General features: G+C 59.9%; 14 protein-coding genes and 1 pseudogene. 6 read left to right on the top strand and 9 right to left on the bottom strand.

The genetic code is table 11. From position 1 onward, the window contains the following. The first annotated feature begins 95 nt into the window (after positions 1-95). Together AEQ67_RS22175 and AEQ67_RS22170 are read left to right on the top strand one after the other, a co-directional pair. Complete coding sequence (locus tag AEQ67_RS22175) at positions 96-338, top strand: DUF465 domain-containing protein (protein WP_059405958.1); 243 nt, start codon at positions 96-98, stop codon at positions 336-338. A gap of 110 nt (positions 339-448) precedes the next feature. Continuing rightward, on the top strand, positions 449-709 hold the full coding sequence (locus AEQ67_RS22170) for a hypothetical protein (RefSeq protein ID WP_059405957.1): 261 nt from the start codon (positions 449-451) through the stop codon (positions 707-709). 111 nt (positions 710-820) lie between these two features. Here the strand turns inward: AEQ67_RS22170 and AEQ67_RS22165 are convergent, their stop codons facing one another. From AEQ67_RS22165 to AEQ67_RS22155, 3 genes and pseudogenes are all read right to left on the bottom strand, one after another. After that, positions 821-1,909, bottom strand: a complete 1,089-nt coding sequence (locus AEQ67_RS22165) for an SMP-30/gluconolactonase/LRE family protein (protein WP_059405956.1) — start codon at positions 1,907-1,909, stop codon at positions 821-823. Further along, positions 1,906-3,051 carry an SRPBCC family protein gene (locus AEQ67_RS22160; RefSeq protein ID WP_059405955.1) on the bottom strand — a complete coding sequence of 382 codons (1,146 nt, stop codon included), beginning with the start codon at positions 3,049-3,051 and terminating at the stop codon, positions 1,906-1,908. The genes AEQ67_RS22165 and AEQ67_RS22160 overlap by 4 nt, the downstream gene beginning before the upstream one ends. A 106-nt stretch (positions 3,052-3,157) precedes the next feature. Beyond that, positions 3,158-4,022 (bottom strand): annotated as a pseudogene (locus AEQ67_RS22155) (LysR family transcriptional regulator). 429 nt (positions 4,023-4,451) lie between these two features. Here AEQ67_RS22155 and AEQ67_RS22150 point away from each other — a divergent pair. Then, positions 4,452-7,082, top strand: coding sequence for an MGH1-like glycoside hydrolase domain-containing protein (locus AEQ67_RS22150; RefSeq protein WP_059405954.1), 2,631 nt, complete (start codon positions 4,452-4,454; stop codon positions 7,080-7,082). Between the two features lie 143 nt (positions 7,083-7,225). Here the strand turns inward: AEQ67_RS22150 and AEQ67_RS22145 are convergent, their stop codons facing one another. From AEQ67_RS22145 to AEQ67_RS22135, 3 genes are all read right to left on the bottom strand, one after another. Beyond that, positions 7,226-9,073, bottom strand: coding sequence for an amidohydrolase (locus AEQ67_RS22145; protein ID WP_059406039.1), 1,848 nt, complete (start codon positions 9,071-9,073; stop codon positions 7,226-7,228). Between the two features lie 306 nt (positions 9,074-9,379). Further along, on the bottom strand, positions 9,380-9,694 hold the full coding sequence (locus tag AEQ67_RS22140) for an SCP2 sterol-binding domain-containing protein (RefSeq protein WP_008015934.1): 315 nt from the start codon (positions 9,692-9,694) through the stop codon (positions 9,380-9,382). 64 nt (positions 9,695-9,758) lie between these two features. Further along, the gene (locus tag AEQ67_RS22135; protein ID WP_059405953.1) at positions 9,759-10,469 is read right to left on the bottom strand and encodes a histidine phosphatase family protein; all 711 of its coding nucleotides are present in this window, start codon (positions 10,467-10,469) and stop codon (positions 9,759-9,761) included. 205 nt (positions 10,470-10,674) lie between these two features. Between AEQ67_RS22135 and sohB the strand changes: the two genes are divergently transcribed. Beyond that, on the top strand, positions 10,675-11,697 hold the full coding sequence (gene sohB / locus AEQ67_RS22130; protein WP_059405952.1) for a protease SohB: 1,023 nt from the start codon (positions 10,675-10,677) through the stop codon (positions 11,695-11,697). 170 nt (positions 11,698-11,867) lie between these two features. Here sohB and AEQ67_RS22125 read toward each other — a convergent pair whose 3' ends face one another. Beyond that, positions 11,868-12,362: a DUF934 domain-containing protein gene (locus tag AEQ67_RS22125; RefSeq protein WP_059405951.1), complete on the bottom strand. Its 495-nt coding sequence runs from the start codon at positions 12,360-12,362 to the stop codon at positions 11,868-11,870. Next, positions 12,346-14,004 carry a nitrite/sulfite reductase gene (locus AEQ67_RS22120; RefSeq protein WP_059405950.1) on the bottom strand — a complete coding sequence of 553 codons (1,659 nt, stop codon included), beginning with the start codon at positions 14,002-14,004 and terminating at the stop codon, positions 12,346-12,348. Before AEQ67_RS22120 ends, AEQ67_RS22125 begins: the two co-directional genes overlap by 17 nt. 741 nt (positions 14,005-14,745) lie before the next feature. Between AEQ67_RS22120 and AEQ67_RS22115 the strand changes: the two genes are divergently transcribed. Beyond that, positions 14,746-15,831 (top strand): ABC transporter substrate-binding protein, encoded by a 1,086-nt coding sequence (locus tag AEQ67_RS22115; protein ID WP_059405949.1) that lies wholly within the window; start codon positions 14,746-14,748, stop codon positions 15,829-15,831. Between the two features lie 7 nt (positions 15,832-15,838). Here the strand turns inward: AEQ67_RS22115 and AEQ67_RS22110 are convergent, their stop codons facing one another. Further along, complete coding sequence (locus AEQ67_RS22110; protein WP_059405948.1) at positions 15,839-16,057, bottom strand: DUF2970 domain-containing protein; 219 nt, start codon at positions 16,055-16,057, stop codon at positions 15,839-15,841. 160 nt (positions 16,058-16,217) lie between these two features. On the opposite strand from AEQ67_RS22110, the gene AEQ67_RS22105 reads away from it, so the two are divergent. Continuing rightward, a complete protein-coding gene (locus tag AEQ67_RS22105) occupies positions 16,218-22,787 on the top strand; it encodes an NEL-type E3 ubiquitin ligase domain-containing protein (protein WP_082377936.1) in 6,570 nt (2,189 codons plus the stop codon). Positions 22,788-23,021 lie beyond the last annotated feature (234 nt).

Raw genomic sequence — 23,021 nt, 5'->3', positions numbered from 1 at the left:
TAGGCGGTCGACAGAACCGGCTAACCGAGGCCATTCTGATAGTTGGTGAACGCAATCGATCGCGTTTGCCACCGATCAACAAACGGAGGTGTTCCATGCCGGTGCCACACGATCTTTATCAGGACTTGAAACTGTCAAAGGAAGATGTCCAGCAAAAACGCACCAAGGATCCGTTACTGGATTCACTGATCAACAAGTATTCGCAAGCGGACGCCGAGGTGGTAAAGGCTGAGTCCGCCAAATCGGATGCGCCGAGCGATGACGCCCTGAAGAAGCTCAAGGAGAAGCGCGTGCAGGTCAAGAACCAGATCGTAGACCGACTTCAGACCCCATCCTGACGGGCCGTATCCAGCCACCGACGATCGGTGACGCGATAATTTGAACGGCGATTAATACCGGCACCTCGAATGATCAGAGTCCGAATTTACGGCTCCATGCGAGGTGCCTCATGCCTGATCCAGCCTTTCCCGGAAAACCAAAGTACCCCAGCGAAGAACAGGGCGGCTACGACCCGATTCCGACGCACCCCGAACCTTTGAGTCCGGGCCGCACCACGATCAACCCCGAGGATGAACCCGGTATCGACGAACTGCCGAATAACGAAGGTGCCATCCCGCTGGACGACGATGACACCACGGTGATGGACCCGGAGCGCGTGCGAGAAGAAACGGATAACGCGGTACGCGATAACGAGATGGATCCCCGTTAGCCGAGTCTTTCACACATCCTGTGGGAGCGGGCTTGCCCGCGATGACTGCGGTATGATCAACATTGATGTGCCAGATAGATTGCTATCGCGGGCAGGCCCGCTCCCACAGGTTTATTGCAACGCGGTGCTCAGCGGCAACCGCGCCATGTGATCGGCCTTCAACGAGCCGAAATACAACCAGTCCCCGTATTCGCGCGCGGTGGTAATCGGCGAATAATTGTCGCTACTCCCATCCTGCAGATTGGCAATCACCTTGCCTTCAAGATCCAGCCCCAACGCAAACGCGCGTTTTTCCACCGGTTTCGGCAAAACGATCAGCGCTCGCACAATCATCTTGCGTACGAAGGGATGCGGCGCCGTGGCATCGAGCAGTGCATTGCGTGGAGCATAAAGCGCCACCCAGAAGCGGTCCCGGCCGTTGAATGCCAGGTTGTCCGGCAACCCCGGCAAGTTGTCGATGAACAGGTCGTGGGTGCCGGCCTTCGGGCCGCTCAGCCAGTACCGACTGATGCGGTAGGCGCCGGTTTCATTGACCAGCACAAAGCTGTCGTCCGGGCCCAGCGTCACGCCGTTGGCGAATTCCAGCTTATCCAGCAGCACCGTCGTTTTGCCGGTCTGGAAGTCATAACGCAGCAACCGGCCGTCGCCACCGTGTTCCATGATCGCTTCGCCGTCCCGGCCATAGCCGAAGCGGCTGGACGCATCGCTGAAATAGGCATAGTGCCCGGGCTTGTCGATGGCCACGTCGTCGGTGAAACCGAAGGGCACGCCGTTGGCGGCGGTGGTCAATGGAATCAGCCGGCCCTGGGCATCCAGCGACAGTAAGCCCTTGACCCCGTCGGCAATCACCAGCAACCCATTGGGATGGCGGGCCAGGCCCAACGGCCTGCCACCGGTATCGGCCAGGACCTTGGTCACCTTGCCGTCCAGACTGGTGCGAATCAGCCGGCCGTCATGCAAGCCGGTGATCAGAGCGCTGTCTTCCAGCAGCAACGCCTCCGGCCCCTCAATACCGGCGATCCCGACGCGTTCGACACCTTTGAGCCGCTGATTGTCGGCGTAGAGTCCGCTTGTGAGGGAGGGCGCCGGTGGCGGCGTCCAGGCCACCGGTTGCACCTTGGTCGGCATCAGCAACAGGAAGGCGACGACGGCGACGATCACCAGCAACACGACATGGCGAAACTTGACGGTTCGACTCACGCCGTGGCTCCTGTCGATGCCAGGTGTCTGAGCGCCATTTCACGCAAGGCCTGCATCGACGCTGCCGATTCATGGTCAATGCGTCGCTTGAGCAGCAGGCGATTGGCGATGCGCATCGCCAGTCCGCTGAATTGATACTCCAGGGTGCGGACAAACCGCGTACCGTCACCCTCGGCCTCGCACTCGTAAGTCACCACCAGCGACAGGCCATGATCGCCCCGCGCCCGAGCGCTCCAGCGCCGCCCTGGCAAATACTCGTCGACGATCCAGCTCAAGTGCCCCTCACGTCCGCCGGCCCGAATGTCCTCTTCGAAGCGCACCCCGGCATGCAACGGCCCCCGCTGACCCTCGACCTTGAGTGACGATGGATGCCATTCCGGCCAACGGGTCACGGTGCTGGCGTAGGCGAGCACGTCAATCGGATTTCCAGCGATGTCGATCTGATGCTGCATGCGGGTCATGGATGTACTCAGCGAGTGCGGGGAAATTTGCTCCGGCTCCCAATAGAGGGTGCCGAACAGATAATCCATCAGCGGAAATACGATGTTGAAGTTGCGCTCCTGCATCAGCTCGCGACGGTGATGCAACTCATGCAGGCGACGCATCTGGCGGATCCACGGTAGGCGCGTGAGCGGGTTGCCAGGGGGCAGGTGCTCGCAGGCGTGAAACACTTCGTAGGTCAGGTAGCCGAGGACCAGGCACCCACCGAACAACCCGGCGACATTGGCGTCGAACTGCTCCAGCAGCCACCAGAGGGGCAGGGTGACGACCAGCGTGTGCAGCACGATCAGCCAGGCTGGAAACAAAATCACTCGCCAGTCGCGGGCGCTGTCGTAGGTCATGTGGCCGGGGACAAAAAAACTGTGATGGTCGCCGGCATGCCGCGCATAGAACATCCGCGCGAAGTTTTTTTTGTGATGCCCCAGGTCCCGGTGCACCCTGTACACGCCGAAGTTGAAAAGCAGCAACGTCAGCGGCAGCGCCAGCCACTCCAGCGGCTTGACCTGATGCACAGTGCTCCAGAACACGCCGATGGCCAGCAGCCCGAACAGCAGCACAAAGGCACCGTGCAGCCAGGGGTTGTAGAGCGGATGAATGTCGGCGCGATAGCGGGCGCGAAATGATTCGGTGGTCTGCCTCACTGCGTTCACCTGTGATTATTGTTATAACCAGCAGAGTAGCCGATCCCGCCGTTTTGGCTGGCCGAACCTTGAGGACACAAACGCCATGCTCCGGTGCAAACCGGACTCAGGTCAGAGGGTTCCAGCGCTGTGACCAGTCATCGTCGGACTGGATGACTTCGCGCAGCAGGTCGAAGGCCCGCTGCAGGGTCGCCGAGTCGCGGTCGCGCGAGTAAACCAGGTAGGTGGGGTAACTGAATTCCGGGGCCTTGGGCACCGGCTCCAGCAGGCCACTTTCCAGATAACTCTGGACGACTCGGGTGCGGAAGTAGCCGCTGCCGCCGTTTTCCAGAATGTATTGCAAGCCCAGTGGGCCGAGGTTGAAGCTCAACGCCGCCTTGGCTTTTTCCGGCAATGCAGCATCGTGCTGGCGGCGGAAATCCTGGCCCCAGTCGATGTACACGTAAGGATCGGGTCGTCCGGCCAATTGGACCTGGACCAGTTTTTCTTCCAGTACCTGTTCGACTTGCAGGCCCGGCCAGTATTCCGGCTGATAAACCAGCGCCGCATCCAGCACCCCCAGTTCCAGTTGGCGCAGGAGGTTTTCGCCGTCACGGATTTCCATGCGCAGGGCGTGGCTGGGGATTTTCTCGCGCAATTCGCCAGCCCAGCTGAGCATCAACGGGTTACACAGACTGACCTCGCCACCGATGTGCAGCACGTCGTGGTAACCCTCGGGGAGCGGCAAGTCGCGGCGTGCGGCTTCCCAGGTTTGTACCAGTTGATTGGCGTAGACCACAAAGGCCTCACCGTTGGGGGGTCAGGCGGGCGCCGGCGCGGTTACGCACGAACAGCGTACTGCCCAATTGGCTCTCAAGCTTTTGCACGCGCGCGGTGATTGCAGTCTGGGTGACGTGGAGTTTTTCGGCGGCAGCGGCGAGGCTGCCGTGGCGAACGATTTCCAGGAAGGTGCGGGCGAGTTCGATGTCCATGGGGCGGCCGGTGTGGGAAGTGCAGGCATTGTAAACGGATACGGTCGGACCCGTTTATGTAGCAGCTGGCGCAGCCCACGCGGCACCTGTAGCAGCTGGCGAAGCTCACGCGGCACCTGTAGCAGCTGGCGAAGCTTACGCGGCACATGTAGCAGCTGGCGAAGCCTGCGTTCGGCTGCGCAGCAGTCGTAAAATCAGACACTGCGGTGTGTCAGGTAGACCAAGATAGCCGGATTTGCGACTGCTGCGCAGCCGAACGCAGGCTTCGCCAGCTGCTACAGGTTTCGCGTGGGTTTCGCCAGCTGCTACAGGTTTCGCGTGGGTTTCGCCAGCTGCTACAGGTTTCGAGTTGGCTTCGCCAGCTGCTACAGGTGGTGTTCAGTCACCAGGCACTACACTGCAACCGTCTCTCGTCCAACGGACTTATCCATGACGGCCAAACCCGCTGCGAACATCCTGGGCACTGTCGAAGGTCAGCGCCTGGTCGGTGACGAGGCTGATGCCTGGCGCGAATGGGGGCCTTATTTAAGCGAGCGCCAGTGGGGCACGGTGCGCGAGGACTACAGCGCCGATGGCGACGCCTGGCGCTATTTCCCCCACGACCATGCCCGCAGTCGCGCCTATCGTTGGGGCGAAGACGGGCTGGCGGGGTTTTCCGACAAGGCCCAGCACTGGTGCCTGGGCTTGGGTTTATGGAACGAGCGCGACCCGATTCTCAAGGAACGCCTGTTCGGCCTGAACAATGCCGAAGGCAATCACGGCGAAGACGTCAAGGAACTGTATTTCTACGTCGATGGCGTGCCGAGCCACGCCTACATGCGCATGCTCTACAAATACCCTCAAGCCGAATTTCCCTACGCTGACCTGATCGCCGAAAACGCCCGCCGAGGCCTGGCGGATACCGAGTATGAAATCCTCGACACCGGGGTGTTCGAGGACGACCGCTATTTCGACGTGACGGTGGAATACGCCAAACACGCGGCCGACGACATCTTCATGTGCGTCACGGTGCACAACCGCGCCGATCAGCCAGCGCGCTTGCACGTGTTGCCTCAACTCTGGGCGCGCAACACCTGGAGCTGGGTGGCTGACGGGCAGAAACCAAGCCTGATGCTGGAGGGTGATCAGGTGCTGGCTCGGCACCCGCACTTGTCTGATCGGCAAGCCAGTGCCTGGGGCGAGGAAGACTGCGAATGGCTGTTCTGCGAAAATCAGAGCAATTTCCCCAAGCTTGACGGTGTGGCGGCGAACGGTCCGTTCAAGGACGGGATCAACGATTTCCTGGTCGATGGCGTCAACGACGCGATCCGCCGTGACTCGGGAACAAGGGTGGCGGCGCATTTCGTGTTGGCCTTCGAGGGCGGCCAGAGTCGTAGCGTCTATCTGCGCTTCGCCCGGTCAGGTGCCGCTCGGGTGAATGCCAAGGCGTTGTTCGAACGTCGACGCGCCGAGGCTGACGGCTTTTACGCGGCGCTGCAAAACGCGATCAACGACGCGGATGCGCGCAACGTGCAACGCCAGGCCCTGGCCGGTTTGCTGTGGTCCAAGCAACTGTATTACTTCGACGTCAATCAGTGGCTCGACGGCGATCCGGCGCAACCTTCGCCCCCGCCCGGGCGCTCGCACATTCGCAATACGCATTGGCGGCACCTGTCGAATTTCGACATCGTCTCCATGCCCGACACCTGGGAATACCCGTGGTACGCCTCCTGGGACCTGGGCTTTCAGGCCGTGGCCTTCGCGTTGATCGATCCGGGGTTCGCCAAGCATCAATTGTTGCTGCTGGTCAAAGACCGCTTCATGCACCCCAACGGCCAGTTGCCGGCCTATGAATGGCGCTTCGACGACGCCAACCCGCCGGTCCACGCGTGGGCCTGCTGGCGGGTGTATCAGCAGGACAAGGCGCTGACCGGGGCCGGGGACATGGATTTCCTCGAACGGATTTTCCATAAGTTGCTGTTGAATTTTTCCTGGTGGGTCAATCGCAAGGACGCCGAAGGTCGCAACCTGTTTCAAGGTGGCTTCCTCGGGCTGGACAACATCGCACTGTTCGATCGCTCGGCGGCGTTGCCACCCGGCTACCAACTCGATCAGGCCGATGGCACGGCGTGGGTCGCCGCATATGCATTGGACCTGATGCGCATCGCCCTGGAACTGGCCAAGCGCAACAGCGTGTACGTCGACATCGCGGTGAAGTTCTTCGAGCATTTTCTCTACATCGCCGGGGCGATCAATCGGGTCGACTCTGAAGCCGAGGGTTTATGGGACGAACAGGACCGGTTTTTCTACGACGTGCTGCACCGGCCGGACGGCATCAACGAGCCGCTGCGCCTGCGTTCTATCGTCGGCCTGATGCCGCTGTTCGCCGTGCAGGTATTGGAGCAGCACGAGCACGAAGGTTTGCCGGGATTGCGTGAGCGCCTGCTTGGCTTCATGCGTCATCGACCGGACCTGGCCAGCCTGGTTTCGCGCTGGACCGAGCCGGGTGAAGGCAACCGGATGTTGCTGGCACTGTTGCGCGGCGAGCGCACCAAGGACTTGCTCAAACGCATGCTCGACGAGGGCGAGTTTCTCTCCGAATTTGGTATTCGTTCGCTGTCCAAAGCCTTCGCCGAGCTGCCGTTTGGCATGCAGATCAACGGCGATCGGCTCTGCGCCCGTTACGAGCCGGCGGACGCGGGGTCGCGGCTGTACGGCGGCAACTCCAACTGGCGTGGGCCGGTGTGGATGCCGATCAACTACCTGCTGATCGAATCGTTGCGCGAGTTTCACCGTTACTACGATCAGAACTTCTCGGTGGAGTACCCAACGGGGTCGGGTTTTCTGGCCTCGCTGGAGGAGGTTGCCGACAGCCTGAGCCAGCGCCTGACAAGGTTGTTTCTGCGAGATGAAGCGGGCAATCGACCGTCGATGGCGGCGTATGCGCAATTACAGGCCGACCCTGCCAGCCGCGGCCTGGTGTTGTTCCATGAGTATTTTCACGGGGAAACCGGGCGCGGGTTGGGGGCCAGTCACCAGACCGGGTGGAGCGCGTTGGTGGCGCTGTTGTTACAACCTTGATCGTGCGTCCAACGATGATCAAATGTGGGAGCGGGCTTGCTCGCGAAGGCGGTGTGTCAGTTACCGTTGATGTCGGCTGACACGACGCCTTCGCGAGCAAGCCCGCTCCCACATTGGATTACCTGTGTTAATGGGAACGTCGTTCAGAATGCGAAACACGAACAACCAAACGCCCCCCAGAAACCAGCGAAATCGCTGACCGGTGCCGAGGACAATCGCGCTCGTTCATGACTGTGCGCATGCACCGCACACGCCCCGACACACTGATGCACCTGCGCCGTCATCGGCGCCAAAGGTTTCCAATGCCCCGGTACGGTGGTGACAGGCGACCATTCCGGCACCACGGGAATCGGAGGCGGCCCGAGTTTTTCGAATTCGACGGCGCCGTAAACGATCTTGCCATCGACAATGGTCAGCACCGACTCGATCCATTTGATCGCTTCGTCCTCGATGTGGAAATAGTCCGCCGACAGCGCAATCAAATCCGCCAGTTGCCCGACCTTGATCTGGCCTTTCTTGCCTTGCTCCGAGGAAAACCAGGCGCTGCCGTGAGTGAACAATTCCAGCGCGGTGTCGCGGCTCAAGCCTTGTGGGTACAGCTCCAGGCCGCCCACGGTGCGGCCGCTGACCAGCCAATACATCGACGTCCACGGGTTGTAACTGGAGACCCGCGTGGCATCGGTGCCGGCGCCAACGGGAATTCCTTCGGCCAGCATGCGGGCAATCGGTGGCGTGTGCTCGGCAGCCTTGGCGCCGTAACGGTCGACGAAGTATTCACCCTGGAACGCCATGCGGTCCTGAATCGCAATGCCGCCGCCAAGGGCTTTCACCCGTTCGATGTTCTGTGGCGTGATGGTTTCGGCATGGTCGAAAAACCACGGCAAACCATCGAACGGAATGTCGCGATTGACCTTCTCGAACACGTCGAGCATGCGGCTGATGGATTCGTTGTACGTGGCGTGCAGGCGGAACGGCCAGCGCTGTTCCACCAGATGCCGAACCACCGGTTCCAGTTCCTGTTCCATGGTTTGCGGCAGGTCCGGGCGTGGTTCGAGGAAGTCTTCGAAGTCCGCCGCCGAGAACACCAGCATTTCCCCGGCACCGTTGTGTCGCAGGAAGTCGTCGCCCTGACCGTAGTGCGAGGTGCTGGTCCAGTTTTTGAAATCGGTCAGTTCTTCCTTGGGCTTCTGGGTGAACAGGTTATAGGCGATGCGCACCGTGAGCTGTTGGTCTTTGGCCAGTTGCTGGATGACGTGGTAGTCGTCCGGGTAGTTCTGATAACCGCCGCCGGCATCGATGGCGCTGGTGACACCCAGGCGATTGAGCTCGCGCATGAACTGGCGGGTCGAGTTGACCTGGTATTCCAGTGGCAGTTTCGGCCCTTTGGCCAGGGTCGAGTAGAGGATCATCGCGTTGGGCCGCGCGATCAGCATGCCGGTCGGGTCGCCATTGGCATCGCGCTGGATTTCACCACCCGGCGGGTTCGGTGTGTCGCGGGTATAACCGACCACTTTCAGCGCGGCGCGGTTGAGCAGGGCGCGGTCGTAGAGGTGCAGGACGAACACCGGAGTGTCCGGCGCAGCCTTGTTCAGTTCATCAAGCGTGGGCAGGCGCTTCTCGGCGAACTGGAACTCGTTCCAGCCGCCGACCACGCGCACCCATTGCGGCGTGGGGGTGCGATCCGCCTGATCCTTGAGCATCCGCAAGGCATCGACCAGTGACGGCACGCCTTCCCAGCGCAGTTCGAGGTTGTAATTGAGGCCACCACGTATCAGGTGCAGGTGCGAGTCATTGAGACCGGGAATCACCGTGCGTCCGTGCAGGTCGACGATTTTCGTGCCGGGACCTTGCAGGGCCATGGCCTGGGCATCGCTGCCGACCACCACGAAGCGTCCGTCCTTGATCGCGACGGCGCTGGCTTGGGGTTTCTTGCGATCGACGGTGTGCAGGCGTCCGTTGTAAAGAATGAGGTCGGCCGGGGCATCGGGCATGGTTTTACTCCCTGCTAATAGCGGGCTGATCCAGGCGCCGACGGCACCTGCCGAAAGGCCTTGCAGTACACGTCGGCGATTGAAACCGTCGTGTTCGTCAGGTGGGCTCATGGCAGTGCTCCGCGCAAAGGTTTTTCATGAAAAAGCGAGGGCAAACAGCCGGTGTCTGACGCAGGCGGCCAGAAAGAATATAGACGGCAAATCCGTGGAGGGCCGTTTTCCGGGGGTGAAAAACGACAAATCCCGCCACAAGGGGCGGGATTCGTGTGCAGCCAGAGAGGCTCCCCGAAGCAGGGAGCCGCCGTCTTAACTTGGGAACAGCTCGGACAGTTTCATCGCCAGCATCATGTCGCCTTCAGCGCGCAGTTTGCCGCCCATGAACGCTTGCATGCCGTCGGTCGAACCGTCAACGATGCCTTCCAGGGTTTCGCCGTCCATCACCAGGGTCACCTGGGCGTCCGGGTTTTCGCCTTCTTGCAGCTCGCAGGTGCTGTCCTTGACGATCAGCGAGAAGTTCTTGGTGTCGTCGATGCGGAAACCGAAGACCAGGTCCAGACCGGCAGCAGCGGCTGGGTTGAACTTGGCTTTCATTGCTTGTACGGCATCAGCTACGGAGGTCATGGTTCGATCCTTTCTTGGGTAATTAGAGCTGGGTGATTACAGCCAGGGTCACAATAGTCCGGACTCAGCGAAACGTGATGAGTTCCGGGGCCTTCAACAGTTGCAGATGCGCATGACTGTTGAAGGAAGCCAACGCCACCTCGCGACCACGAAACTTCAGTTGGTTGAGCGAGGTGTTGACGATTTGCCAGTTCAGTTCAAACGCCTGCCGGGCAGGCATTTGCGTAATGAGGTGGAGCAGGGCAGTGATAGTGCCGCCGGAGGTGAACACGGCGATTTTCTGGGTATTGTCGGCCTGTTCGAGGATCCGCTGCAGACCGGCCTGCACGCGCTCGACAAACCCCAGCCAGCTTTCCAGGCCCGGTGTGTCATAGGTGCCGGCGAGCCAGCGTTCGATGATCAGGGCGAAGATACGCTGGAACTCAGCGCGGTTTTGCGCTGCGTTGCGCAGGATCTCCAGCGCTTCGGGCTCGTCCGCCAACATGGCCGGGAGCAGCGCGCGAATCACCGCATCGGCGTCGAATTCGTTGAAGGCGGAATCGATTTCCAATACCGGAATCGGCAGGCCCACGGCAGCGAACTGTTCCAGTGCGCTGTTGGCCGTGTGCTGCTGGCGGCGCAGGTCGCCGGAGAGGCAGCGGTCGAAACTGATACCGAGCCCGGCCAGGTGTTGGCCGAGTATTTCTGCCTGGCGAATACCGGTCGGCGACAGGACGTCATAGTCGTCTGCACCAAAGGAGGCCTGGCCATGTCGAATCAAATAGATACTGCCCACGTCCGCGTCATCCCGGTACGTTGAAGGTTCGGCGAGGTTATGAGGATGGCGGTGAGCTGTCAATGAAAAAACATACGCTTGTTTGAAATGCCCGTTACAGGCCTGTTGCCAGAGGTTTCACGGCTGGCCGCCGGGCCGGTGCATGGGTATGCTGGTGGTCATCCCGCGCGCGTTATTTGCAGCGCATCGTATTGAAGGAGTCCCTGTGGAGTTTTTTGCCGAATACGCCGTTTTTCTGGCCAAGACCGTGACACTGGTGATCGCCATTCTGGTGGTCCTGGCCAGTTTTGCGGCCTTGCGCAGCAAAGGTCGACGCAAGACGGCCGGCCAGTTGCAAGTCAGCAAGCTCAATGATTTCTACAAAGGGCTGCGCGAGCGCCTGGAGCAAACCCTGCTCGACAAGGACCAGCTCAAGGCCCTGCGCAAGTCCCAGGTTAAAACCGAGAAAAAACAGAAGAAAAAAACCGAGGCAAAACCGCGAGTGTTCGTGCTCGATTTCGACGGCGACATCAAGGCTTCGGCCACTGAAAGCCTGCGCCATGAAATCACCGCGCTGCTGACCCTCGCCACGCCCAAGGATGAAGTGGTGCTGCGCCTGGAAAGCGGCGGCGGCATGGTCCACAGCTACGGCCTGGCGTCCTCGCAACTGGCACGTATCCGTGAGGCTGGCGTGCCGTTGACCGTGTGCATCGACAAGGTCGCGGCCAGCGGCGGCTACATGATGGCGTGCATCGGCGAGAAGATCATCAGCGCGCCGTTCGCGATTCTCGGCTCGATCGGCGTGGTCGCACAGCTGCCCAACGTCAATCGCCTGCTGAAAAAACACGATATCGACTTCGAAGTGCTGACCGCCGGCGAATACAAACGCACCCTGACGGTGTTTGGCGAAAACACCGAGAAGGGCCGGGAGAAGTTCCAGGAAGACCTGGACATCACCCACCAGTTGTTCAAGAACTTCGTTTCCCGCTATCGCCCGCAACTGGCCATCGACGAAGTGGCCACCGGTGAAATCTGGCTCGGCATCGCGGCGCTGGACAAGCAACTGGTGGACGAACTCAAGACCAGCGATGAATACCTCGCCGAACGCGCCAAACAGTCCGAGCTTTATCACTTGCACTACGCCGAACGCAAAAGCCTGCAGGAACGCATCGGCATGGCGGCCAGCGGTTCGGTCGACCGGGTGTTGCTGAGCTGGTGGAGCCGTTTGACCCAACAACGCTTCTGGTAACGGATTACGCTGACATAGAAAAGCCGCAACCATGGTTGCGGCTTTTTTACATCTGAAGATCACCAAAATTTCTGTAGGAGCTGGCTTGCCAGCTCCTACAGGGGCGGACACCGGAAACAAAAAAGCCCTGAAGCGAATTTCCGATTCAGGGCTTTTTGTTGTACGCGTACTTAGCGGCGACGGAACAGCGGCAGCGGTTCGTCGGTGGCGGCCTGATAGGTCACCGAGAAGTCCTTGAGACCGTCCAGGGCTTCGTACGGATCTTTATCAGGGCGAATCGCAAACGCGTCAAACCCGCAGCGGTGCATATAGAACAGCTGGTCGCGCAGCACATCGCCAATCGCCCGCAATTCGCCTTTGAAACCATAACGGTCACGCAGCAGGCGGGCGTTGGAGTAATTGCGGCCATCGGTGAAGGCCGGGAAGTTCAAGGCGATCACCTTGAACTGATCCACGTCGTCACCGATTTCTTCGGCTTCTTCATCAGCATCCAGCCATACGCCCAAACCGCCATCGCGGGCCTTGAGCATACGACTGTGCTCGCGCCACAGCTGCAGCGGGACGATCAGGTCGTCGCAGTTGCTGATCTCGTCGATGTTGAAGTCCTTGGGCAACAAGTGCCAGGTTTCGTCGACGACTTCGTTGTTCTTAATTATTCGCTGCATAGACGCGTTCCTTGAAGAGGTCGATGCCAATACGCTGATAGGTGTCGATGAAACGCTCGTCTTCGGTACGTTGTTCGATGTACACGTCGATCAGCTTTTCGATCACGTCAGGCATGGCGTCCTGGGCAAAGGACGGGCCGAGGATTTTTCCCAGGCTGGCGTCGCGGCTGCCACTGCCACCGAGGGAAACCTGGTAGAACTCTTCGCCTTTCTTGTCCACCCCGAGAATGCCGATGTGACCGACGTGGTGGTGACCACAGGCGTTCATGCATCCGGAGATGTTCAGGTCCAGTTCGCCGATGTCGAACAGGTAGTCCAGGTCTTCGAAACGACGCTGGATCGATTCGGCGATCGGGATCGACTTGGCGTTGGCCAGGGAGCAGAAGTCACCGCCCGGGCAGCAGATGATGTCGGTCAGCAAACCGATGTTCGGCGTGGCGAAACCTTGCTCGCGCAACTCGCCCCACATCGCGAACAACTGACTCTGTTCAACGTCGGCGAGAATGATGTTCTGCTCGTGGGAGGTACGTAGCTGACCGAAGCTGTAACGATCGGCCAGGTCGGCAACGGCATCGAGCTGCTTGTCGGTGATGTCGCCCGGTGCAACACCGGTCGGCTTCAGGGACAGCGTCACCGCGACATAACCCGGCTTCTTGTGCGCCAGGGTATTGCGGGTGCGCCAGCGGGCGAAGCCTGGGTGTTCTTTGTCGAGTGCGGCCAGTTCGGCGACCTGGTTGTCCAGCGCCTTGTAGTCCGGGTCGACGAAGTGTTTGGCGACGCGATGCACTTCGGCGTCGGTCAGCGTGGTCTGGCCACCGCGAAGGTGTTCCATTTCCGCGTCGACTTTCTGGGCGAAGACTTCAGGGGTCAAGGCTTTGACGAGGATCTTGATCCGCGCCTTGTACTTGTTGTCACGACGGCCATAGCGGTTGTAAACCCGCAGGATGGCGTCGAGGTAGCTCAACAGGTCTTTCCACGGCAGGAATTCATTGATGAACGCGCCCACCACCGGGGTACGACCGAGGCCGCCACCGACCAGCACACGGAAACCCAGTTCGCCAGCGGCGTTGTGCACCGGCTCAAGGCCGATGTCATGGACTTCGATGGCGGCACGGTCGGAGGTCGAACCGTTGATGGCGATCTTGAATTTACGCGGCAGGTAGGCGAATTCCGGGTGGAATGTCGTCCACTGACGGACGATCTCGCACCACGGACGCGGGTCGATCAACTCGTCGAAAGCGACACCGGCGAACTGGTCGGTGGTGACGTTGCGCAGGCAGTTGCCACTGGTCTGGATCGCGTGCATCTGCACGGTCGCCAGTTCAGCCAGGATGTCCGGAATGTCTTCCAGGGCCGGCCAGTTGAACTGCACGTTCTGCCGGGTGCTGATGTGGGCATAGCCCTTGTCATAGTCGCGGGCAATCTTGGCCATCATTCGCGTCTGGCGCGAAGTCAGTTGGCCGTAAGGCACCGCCACACGCAACATCGGCGCGAAACGCTGGATATAAAGCCCGTTTTGCAAGCGCAGGGGGCGGAATTCTTCTTCGCTCAGCTCGCCTGCCAGATAGCGTCGGGTCTGATCACGGAACTGCTTGACGCGGTCCTCGATGATCCGCTGATCGTACTCGTCGTATACGTACATATAAGTCCTGTTCTCAGGCTTGGGCCGGTCGGATCCAGCTGCGTTTTTGGCTTGCTGAAGTCTCGATACTGCCTCGGCAATTCTGCGCGCACGGCCGCGCACTCCCAACGGAGCCGGGGCAAGATACCAGTTTGCAGTTATGCGCAAAAGTGATGTTTGAGTATATGCAAAGAACCAAAACGACTAATGAGATGCAATGGGATAAAACCCACATTTGTGGTGCGGGCAATCGTCGTCTTTACTGTGGTCGAGTCTTTATGCAATCACCGATAAAACCGACAAGAGGCGATGCAATGAGCAACCCTACCAAAGCGACTAAACCCGATAGCACAGTAGATGCCTGGGCGATTCTGTTTCTGATCATTCTGGTCGTGGGCACAGCGGTATTCTGGGTCAGTCATCAATAATCGACCGCACTTGTAGCACTGTGGCACCTGTAGCAGCTGTCGAGCTTGCGAGGCTGCGTTCGGCTGCGCAGCAGTCGTAAACCCTGAACGCGCGGTCTGTCTGAAACACCGCATCGCCTGATTTCACGACTGCTGCGCAGCCGAACGCAGCCTCGCAAGCTCGACAGCTGCTACAGAGCCGAACGCAGCCTCGCAAGCTCGACAGCTGCTACAGAGCCGGACGCAGGCTTCGCCAGTTGCTACTGACGATTGTCGGACAAAACCGGAATAAACACCGTTGTACGGCAGTTCGCTGGCTATAATGCGCGGCGAATTTCCGGGGCTCGAACGATCAATGTTGAAGTTTCTGTGTGGTGTATTGCTGACGCTGTGTACGGTCGTGGGACCGTGTGCTCAAGCGGCGTCGGTGTTGTTCCTGAATCCGGGAACCACCAAGGAAGCTTTTTGGGTCAGCTACTCGCAGTTCATGCAGGCCGCAGCCACGGACCTGAACATGGATTTGCGCATCCAGTATTCCGACCGGGTGGCCGAAATCACCCTTAAACAGGCGCGCGAAGCCCTGCAAGGGCCGGTTCGTCCGGACTACCTGGTGTTCGTCAACGAGCAGTACGTCGCGCCCGAAATCCTGCGCCTGTCGCGAGGCAGCGGGGTGAAACTGTTCATGGTCAACAACGCCCTGACCGCGAGCCAGATGAGCCTGCTCGGCTCGCAGCCGGACAAATATCCCGATTGGCTGGGAAGCCTGGTGCCCAACGATGAGGAGGGCGGCTACCTGATGCTCAAGGAATTGATCCGCCTGCACGGCCCGGTGGCTCCCGGTCAGTTCATCGACCTGCTGGCGTTTTCCGGTTTGAAGATCACTCCGGCGGCGCAGTTGCGCGAGAAGGGTATGATGCGGGCCCTGGCCGAACATCCCGAAGTGCGGTTGCGCCAGTTGGTGTATGGCGGCTGGACTCGTCAGCGGGCTTATGAACAGGCCAAATTGTTGTTCAAACGCTACCCGCAGGCCTCGCTGGTCTGGTCGGCCAATGACGAAATGGCCTTCGGCGCCATGCAGGCGTATTCCGAAACGGGCGGCAAACCCGGGAAGGATGCGTTGTTCGGCGCCATCAACAATTCACCGGCGGCGTTGCAGGCGTTGCTGGACAATCGATTGAGCGTGTTGCTGGGCGGGCACTTCAGTCTCGGGGGCTGGGCGCTGGTGCAGTTGCATGATTACGATCAGGGCGTGGACGTCAGCCAGTACGGCGGTCGCGACCGGCAGATCCCCTTGTTGCAACTGATTGATCGGGCACAAGCTCGGCAATTGTTGGCGATGGACGCGGCGCACAATTTCGGCGTGGATTTCCACAAGCTCTCGGCCAAGGGCAAGCCCACGACCTATCGCTACCCGTTCAGCCTGCAAACGTTGATGCACTGAGCCGGATTCAAACGCCCGCCAGGAGCAGCACCAGCTTCACGATGCCAAACAGTGTCAGGGCGAACACCGCCGTGAACAGAATCCCCAGGATCACGAAATGACTCGGCTTGCCGTGCGTGAAGTCTCGCGCGCGGTTTTTCCCGCTTTGCACCCCGAACGCCGCCGCCATCACGCTGTGCAGCATCTGCCAGAACGTTGGCGGTTTGTTGTCGACTGGGTCGTCCATAAATTCCTCGCCTGAAAGAATGTCCCAAGAGCATAGCCAATCCGGCCATTCGTGCCGCCGAAGCCGTTAGTAACAAACCGGCATTCGCGCCATAACTATCTACCGCAGAGGCGCGTTCTTCAAATGGTGTCCTGTCGTTCCACTTGTCAGGAGCGACACCATGCCCCGCATTCACCGAGAAAAAACCAGCGTCCATAGCGACTTCCTTGAACAGGTCAGCCCCAACTGGCTGATTGACGCCACGCCGGCCAGACGTGCGGCGATAAAAGATTCCCGGGCGCACCTGCCGGCCTGGTATCAAGACGCGTCCATCGAGCAACGGCAGGCATTGAGCAACAGGTTCAACGCCAGTTTTACCGCCCAGACAGCGCTGGACAAGACGATGTCAGCGCTCCAGGACATCGACACATTCGCCGCCCCGTTACTCGGCAAAGCCCTGAAGGATCAGTTCGGGATCGACCTGGACGTCAACAAAACCCTGCTGTGCCTGAGGCGACCGCTGGAAGTGGGCGTCTTTGAAATCGAAATCACCTCGTTCGAAGTGCTGAAACTCTCGTTGTTGCAGGCTGCGCTGCATAACTTCCAAGCGTCCGAGTGTGAGGAGGGCGCCTTTCATGAAAAATCCGGGTTCGTTGTAGAAACCTCGACCCCCGGCACGTTCGAAGTCGCCACCGTCGCGATGACGGTCAGGCAGTTCTTGTCACTCTGTCGCACGCTGGATATCGGCGCCCAGTATCAAACCTACGTGAAGGGCTTTTTCCAGCCTGCGGATGCGCAGAGGGAGGCGACGCTTCGCCAGCAATTCATGACCAGTCAGAAAACAGCGTTGAGCGCCGCTGCCGAACTGGCCCTGTTAAAAAAAGATATCGAGCCCGAAGACTACACCATGATCCTGTCGGTGGTCGGCGGTGAAATCCACCCCGTTCTGGGTAACAGGCCGGTGTGGTTTCGCGACCTGAGTTTGATGAAGCGAAGAATGACCGGCTGCGTCGTGTTCAGCATCTGCGAACAATACCGCTATACCGATGACTTCATCGTTTACATACCCCATGACCCGGAGCACCCGCTCAAGCGCTACACCCCTTCGCAGTGGCGTGATGAGTTCAAACGCCAGTTCACCGCCGGTGATGCATCGCCGTCCAATCAGGGGCGCGCGACAGCTCATCAGCGTTTTTTCAGCCAGTTCGTGGCCTACGCCGACCGTCCGTATTACTTCAGTCAGTTCACCCGACCCTCAGCGGACTCACCTTCTGATCCATGGCGATCCATCTGGGTAAAAGTCGCCCAGCTGGTGCCACCGATTTCGACCATCGCCCGTATCAAAGAGCTCCCGCCCGAGCCCCAGGCCAAGCGCGAGCCGGTCGAGGACCCTTATCTCAATCCGTTCGCTATCACTCGCAAAGGAGCTGATGGCATCTGGTCCGCCAACAGCGATCTCTGGACTTATCTCTACGAACAGAACCGCACCAAGGTCATCGCCGACGCGCGCACCCATGCGGTTCCCACAGCGGACGTCGATGCGAAAGTGCGCGCGGAAAAGCTCAATCACCTGCTGGAAATCGGCATGCTGGGGTTGAACATGGTGTCGATGTTCGTGCCGGTGCTGGGCGAGATCATGATTACGGTGATGGCCGGGCAATTGCTGTACGAGTCCTTCGAGGGGGCCATCGAGTGGAGTGAGGGCGATCGTCAAGCCGCCAAGGCGCATCTGGTCGACGTCGCGCAGAACCTGGCGCTGATCGGCGTGATGGCTGGCGGGGGCAAAGTGCTGGGCAAACTGGCAGCGGTGAAACCCGAGCCGGTGATCGAGAGGCTCGATCAGGTCACGCGAGCTGATGGGAAAAGCCGTTTGTGGAAACCGGACCTGGGGGCGTATGAAAGTGATCTTGCGCTGGGTCGAAATGCCGTTCCCGACGCCTGGGGACTGCACCGGGTAAACCGCAAAACGTACCTCCGGCAGAGCGGCAAGGTCTATGAAGTCACCTACGATGAGCCGCTGAAAAAATGGCGCATCAAGCATCCGACCGACGCTCATGCCTATCAGCCGATCCTCGAACACAACGGGCATGGCGCCTGGCGACATACGCTTGAGCGCCCGCTGCAGTGGGACCGCTTGACGCTGCTGCGGCGCATGGGGCGGGTGACCGAGGCGTTGAGCGACGAGCAACTGCTCAAGGTCGCGGACGCCGTGGGTGTCGATGACAATGCCTTGCGCAAAATGCACCTGGATCATCTGCCGCCGCCCCCCGAGTTGGCTGACGCCTTGCGGCTGTTTGCGCTTGATGTCGGCGAGGTTGAAGCCCGTGATCCATTCATCACCCTGCTGCAGCGAGCGTGTCCGGGCCTGGGCGAATCTGCTGCGCAACGGATTCTGCTGGATGCCAGTACCGAGGAACTCACCCGCCTGAAAACAACGCGTCGAGTCCCGTTGAACCTGCTGGAAGAAGCCCGCTGGTACGCGCAGCAGGGGCGCGTGGGTCAGGCCTTTGCCGGTCTGCACCTTGGGCGCATGGTTTCGGCTGACAGCCAATGGCTTGCCTTGCACGCACTGGAAAAACTGCCGGGCTGGTCCGGCGAGGTGCGCCTGGAGATTCGCGACGGCCACACCAACGGCCCGCTGATCGATGGCATCGGCCGCGAGACCGCCGCGAGTCGCAAGTATGTGGTCAAAAAGGGGCCAGCCTACCAGGCGTTTGATGAACATGGCGAGGCACTCAATAGCGTGCCCTCGATGGGCGACAACTTTTTCGCCTCGATCATGCACGCCTTGCCTGATGAGGTGCGCCAGGCGCTGGGTGTTCCCCACGTCAGCCAAGGCGCTGATTTACAGCGGGCCATTGTCGACTCGGCCATCAAGCATCGAGCCGAATTGGCGCAACGACTGGAGGAACGCTCGGGCAGGAACACGACATTCAAACCGCCCGTACGGGTGACAGAGCGCACCGTGGGCTACTACGCCAGCGGACGCGGCCAAGGGGTCAATCCGTCGTTGGTGAGTCGCGTACGGGATGTCTATCCGCAGCTCACCGATCAGCAGGCCAACGGTTTCATCCTCAAGCAACTGCGAGAGGGAAAGACCGACGCGCAGATGTTCAGCCATTTGCAGATGCGCCTGCGTGAGTGGCAGCAGCTTGAGTCCACGCTCGATCAATGGGTGGGCGACTCGGTTTCGGAGACGACCTTGCAGTCCATGTTGGGGGGCAAGGCGGCCTCGGCGCGAAACATCAAGCAAGCCTGGCGCAATGCACCGCTGGCCGAGGAACAGGCGCCTCTTCGGTCACTTGAAGTGGTGTGTGACGACCCGATTCCGCCTCTGTCGGCGGATTTTTCACACGTGAATGATTTGCTGCTCTGGGGGCGGTGTGTCACGGACGCCAGCATCGATGCGCTGCTGGGCGCGTTTCCCAAGCTGAAAAGCCTGCGGATCAATTCAACCAGCGATGAGTTCAGTAACGTTCCTGCGGCGTTGAGCTCAATGCCGGACCTCACCGGCTTGAGCCTGTCTTCGGCAGTGCCCTACGCCGTGGACATGCCATCGAGGCTGAGTGTGTTGACCACACTTGAAGAACTCAGTGTGTTTTCCTCGGGTTATGCACCGCTGGCACTGGATGTCAGCGGCATGCGCAACTTGCGCGCACTCAAGGTCCTTGCACCCTCGCTGGATCAATGGCCCACCGGTGTGCTTGAACTACCGCACCTTCAACGCCTGGATCTGAAAAGCACCGGGATCAGTACGTTACCGGACGGCCTGTTCGAGGGGCATGAACGGTTGTGGTCCGGATTGTCGCTGGACTGGTCGAAATTCAGCCGTGAAAAATTCAAACCGGCCTATGAGTACGTCAAGAATCACCCGCAACACCTTATCGACCGGGAAGAGATGGTCAGGGACTACTGCAAAAGTGAGCTGAAACGTCTGGCTGATGGCATGGATGAGCCTTCCTTGGGCCTGTTCAACCATTTTATCGAGCAATGGCAGGGTGCGCAGGCGAGGTTCGACGCTGTCGAGGCCTTGAGCGAGCAGTTCCAAGTGCTGGACTGGCAGCTGACCGACTGGGCCGGTCGTGCGATGCAACAGAAGATGGATTTGAAGGAAGTGATGGGACGGTCCTGGGCGGCGGCTTTTATCAGGACGTGTTGGCGTAACGGTGTACTCAAACGCTACGGCGCGACGGTCGATGCCTCCGCGCTTGATCTGCCGAAAGTGCAATTCACTGAGTTTCCGCAACTGCCTGCCGGTGCCTTCGATCATGTACAAACCCTGTACTTGAGAGGGGTGCAAGCGCCGGCCGAACAGTTCCGTGGTTTTGTTCGAGGGTTTAGCGAACTGCACACCCTAGACCTGAGCGCTAATGGTTTGACCGAAGTCCCGATTGCACCGGGCGATCTGGCGAAGTTGACCCGTCTCGATCTCTCCGGCAACCGGCTCGTCGTCGATCCCGGGGTGCAGCAAGCACTCGATGGCTTGGGTGCGGTTGAATCCCTGGACTTGAGCGACAACCCGCTGAACACGCTGGACATCAGCCGGATGACTCGCCTGAAAGTGTTGAATGTGCGGGGCACCAATCTGCATGAATGGCCAACGGGGACGCAAGATCTGCCGCATCTGGCCTGGCTGGATGTGCGTGGCAGCCAGATATCCGAGCTACCGGCCGACCTTGTGGATGACGTGCTGCTCAAGAGCCAGCTGACCGGTATACCGTTGACCGCTCAAGCCATGGAGGCGCTGGAAACGGCCCGGCAGCGCATCGAAATTGCCAAAGTCCTGCCGGCGGGCACGCTGGAAAGGGTCGATCTGGAGGAGGGGGCGGCGGCCTTCCCGCCGACAGGAAGGGGCCTTTCCATCGCCCGGCAATTGCTGCCGTTGCCGCCAGTGCCGGTGGGCGAGGGCAACGCGCATTTTGCCACACGCCTGCAACGACTGAATCCGGCACTTGCCGATGATGAGGCGCTGCAAGCCGTCGAGCAGATGCGCAACCGGGGTGCAACCGAGGTTCAAATCATCGAGCAGCTCGGGGAATGGGATCAGACTTTTGAAGACCTGACGCGCCGATTGAATGGTTGGCTGTATACCCGAGAAACTCACGGCGCAGGTTGGGCAGTGTCGTCGGAGAGTCGCCGACTGGGTGCGATGCGAATCCTCGATTGCTGGCGCGAACGTTTGACGGGCGCGGCAGGTGCGATGGGCGAGGTGTTGAACCTCAACGGTCTGCAACTGGGCGATCTCCCCGAATTGCCGGCAGTGTTCGCTCACGTGGACACGCTGGACCTGACCGGGGTAAGGCTCACCGCGCAAGGCTCCGAGGGTTTTCTCAAGGCCTTCACCCACGTGAAATCATTGAAGCTCAACGGCAATGAGCTGCGAGCGCTGCCGGAGCACATCCAGTCCATGGTCAGCCTCGAACGGCTGGAACTCTCCGCCAATCGATTGAATGATACCGAGCACCTGTACGCCTCGTTGAACCGACTGGCGCACCTGAAATGGCTGGATCTGGGCTACAACGGGCTCGACGAATTTGATGTCGAGGTGTTTGTGCGACTGGAGACGCTCGACCTGCGCAACAATAATTTGACCGATTGGCCGCAAGGCGTGCTGGACGCCAATCATCTCGGCACACTGAACCTGAGCGGTAACTACCTCACCGCAATGCCTTCCGAGATTCTGGATGGCAGCCACGAGACGCTGGTTGCCGGTACAGACCTGAGCGAAAACTACAGTCTGGAGCTTGAGAGTCTTGAGCAGCTCAGGGATTACCGCGAGGCCGGGGCACGTGAAACGGTGATGGGACTGTCGCGCACTGATCTTGACGAAATGCTTGCCGATGCCAGCGGCGAGGGTGACGGTGAAAGTGAAAGCGTCGAATCCGATGAAACCCTGCCCGAGGTGCCGCCCGATTTCCAGCAAAGTGCACCTTGGTTAGCCAACGCGGCTCCCGAGGAGCTGGCTGGCAAAACGCAGACCTGGAGGCAACTGGCGGCCGAGCCGGACAACGCGGCGTTCTTTCATTTGCTCTCGCGATTGCAGGATACGCAGGAGTTCCGGGTGGCAAATGCCGACCTGACGCGTCGGGTGTGGACGGTGATGGATGCCGCTGCCAGCAATAGCGAACTCAGGGAAATTCTGTTCGCCAGCGCCAACACGCATGGCACCTGCGTTGACGGTCGAATCCTCACCTTCAGCGGGCTGGAAAGCAAAGTCTTCACCCACAACGCCTTGCTCGAAATACCCGCAGGGCGTCTGGCCGAAAGGGGTGAGGCGCTGTTGAAACTGTCTCGGCAGCTTTTCCGCCTGGACAAGGTCGACGATCTGGCAACGAAAGCCGCTGCGCGCAACGGTCGGGATGAAGCGGAAGTGCGCCTCGGTTATCGCATCGGCCTGACGGAGGGCTGGAGCGACGGACTGGAACTGCCTGGGCAACCGAAACACATGACCTATGCCTCGGGCGTAACGCCTCGGCAACTGGCAGAAGCCCGGATCGAAGTGAGCAACGCGGAACAGTCCGACAGCTTCTTTGAAGACTTGATCCAGCGTGATTACTGGGTTGAGTACCTCAAGGAAAAATACCCGGAAGAATTCCGCACACTCGATGAGGCGGAGACATCCGAGGAGACTGCCGATACCGACGACGCAACGTTGATGATCAAGCTTTTTGACCTGGCGGCGGCGCGCAACAGCAAGATGATCGAACTGTCACGCAAAGAGGTCGACGCCCCGAATAACCCAAGCATCTGACGCTCCCACAGGGACGAGGGCTGGGTACAAAATTGGGCAAATGACAGGAACGACTGTAGGAGCGAGGCTTGCCCGCGAAGGCGATCTCAAGTACGCCTTCGCGGGCAAGCCTCGCTCCTACAGGACGGCGATCTGTCTGTTGCCAGCGATGTTGACTGTGATGCCGCCTTCGCGGGCAAGCCCGCTCCCACAGGGACGTGGGCTCGGTACAAAATCGGGTGAGCGACCGGAACG

The sequence above is a fragment of the Pseudomonas sp. RIT-PI-q genome (assembly GCF_001297125.1).
Taxonomy (GTDB): domain Bacteria; phylum Pseudomonadota; class Gammaproteobacteria; order Pseudomonadales; family Pseudomonadaceae; genus Aquipseudomonas.
Note: the sequence above shows the minus strand (reverse complement) of the source record. Positions and strands in the feature narration are given on the sequence as shown.

Bases quoted from the DNA above. Each gene is read 5' to 3' on its own strand.
- AEQ67_RS22110 (WP_059405948.1), bottom strand. From the start codon at position 16,057: ATGGACGACCCAGTCGACAACAAACCGCCAACGTTCTGGCAGATGCTG.
- AEQ67_RS22115 (WP_059405949.1), top strand. From the start codon at position 14,746: ATGTTGAAGTTTCTGTGTGGTGTATTGCTGACGCTGTGTACGGTCGTG.
- AEQ67_RS22120 (WP_059405950.1), bottom strand. From the start codon at position 14,004: ATGTACGTATACGACGAGTACGATCAGCGGATCATCGAGGACCGCGTC.
- AEQ67_RS22105 (WP_082377936.1), top strand. From the start codon at position 16,218: ATGCCCCGCATTCACCGAGAAAAAACCAGCGTCCATAGCGACTTCCTT.
- AEQ67_RS22175 (WP_059405958.1), top strand. From the start codon at position 96: ATGCCGGTGCCACACGATCTTTATCAGGACTTGAAACTGTCAAAGGAA.
- AEQ67_RS22170 (WP_059405957.1), top strand. From the start codon at position 449: ATGCCTGATCCAGCCTTTCCCGGAAAACCAAAGTACCCCAGCGAAGAA.
- AEQ67_RS22140 (WP_008015934.1), bottom strand. From the start codon at position 9,694: ATGACCTCCGTAGCTGATGCCGTACAAGCAATGAAAGCCAAGTTCAAC.
- AEQ67_RS22125 (WP_059405951.1), bottom strand. From the start codon at position 12,362: ATGCAGCGAATAATTAAGAACAACGAAGTCGTCGACGAAACCTGGCAC.
- AEQ67_RS22150 (WP_059405954.1), top strand. From the start codon at position 4,452: ATGACGGCCAAACCCGCTGCGAACATCCTGGGCACTGTCGAAGGTCAG.
- AEQ67_RS22145 (WP_059406039.1), bottom strand. From the start codon at position 9,073: ATGCCCGATGCCCCGGCCGACCTCATTCTTTACAACGGACGCCTGCAC.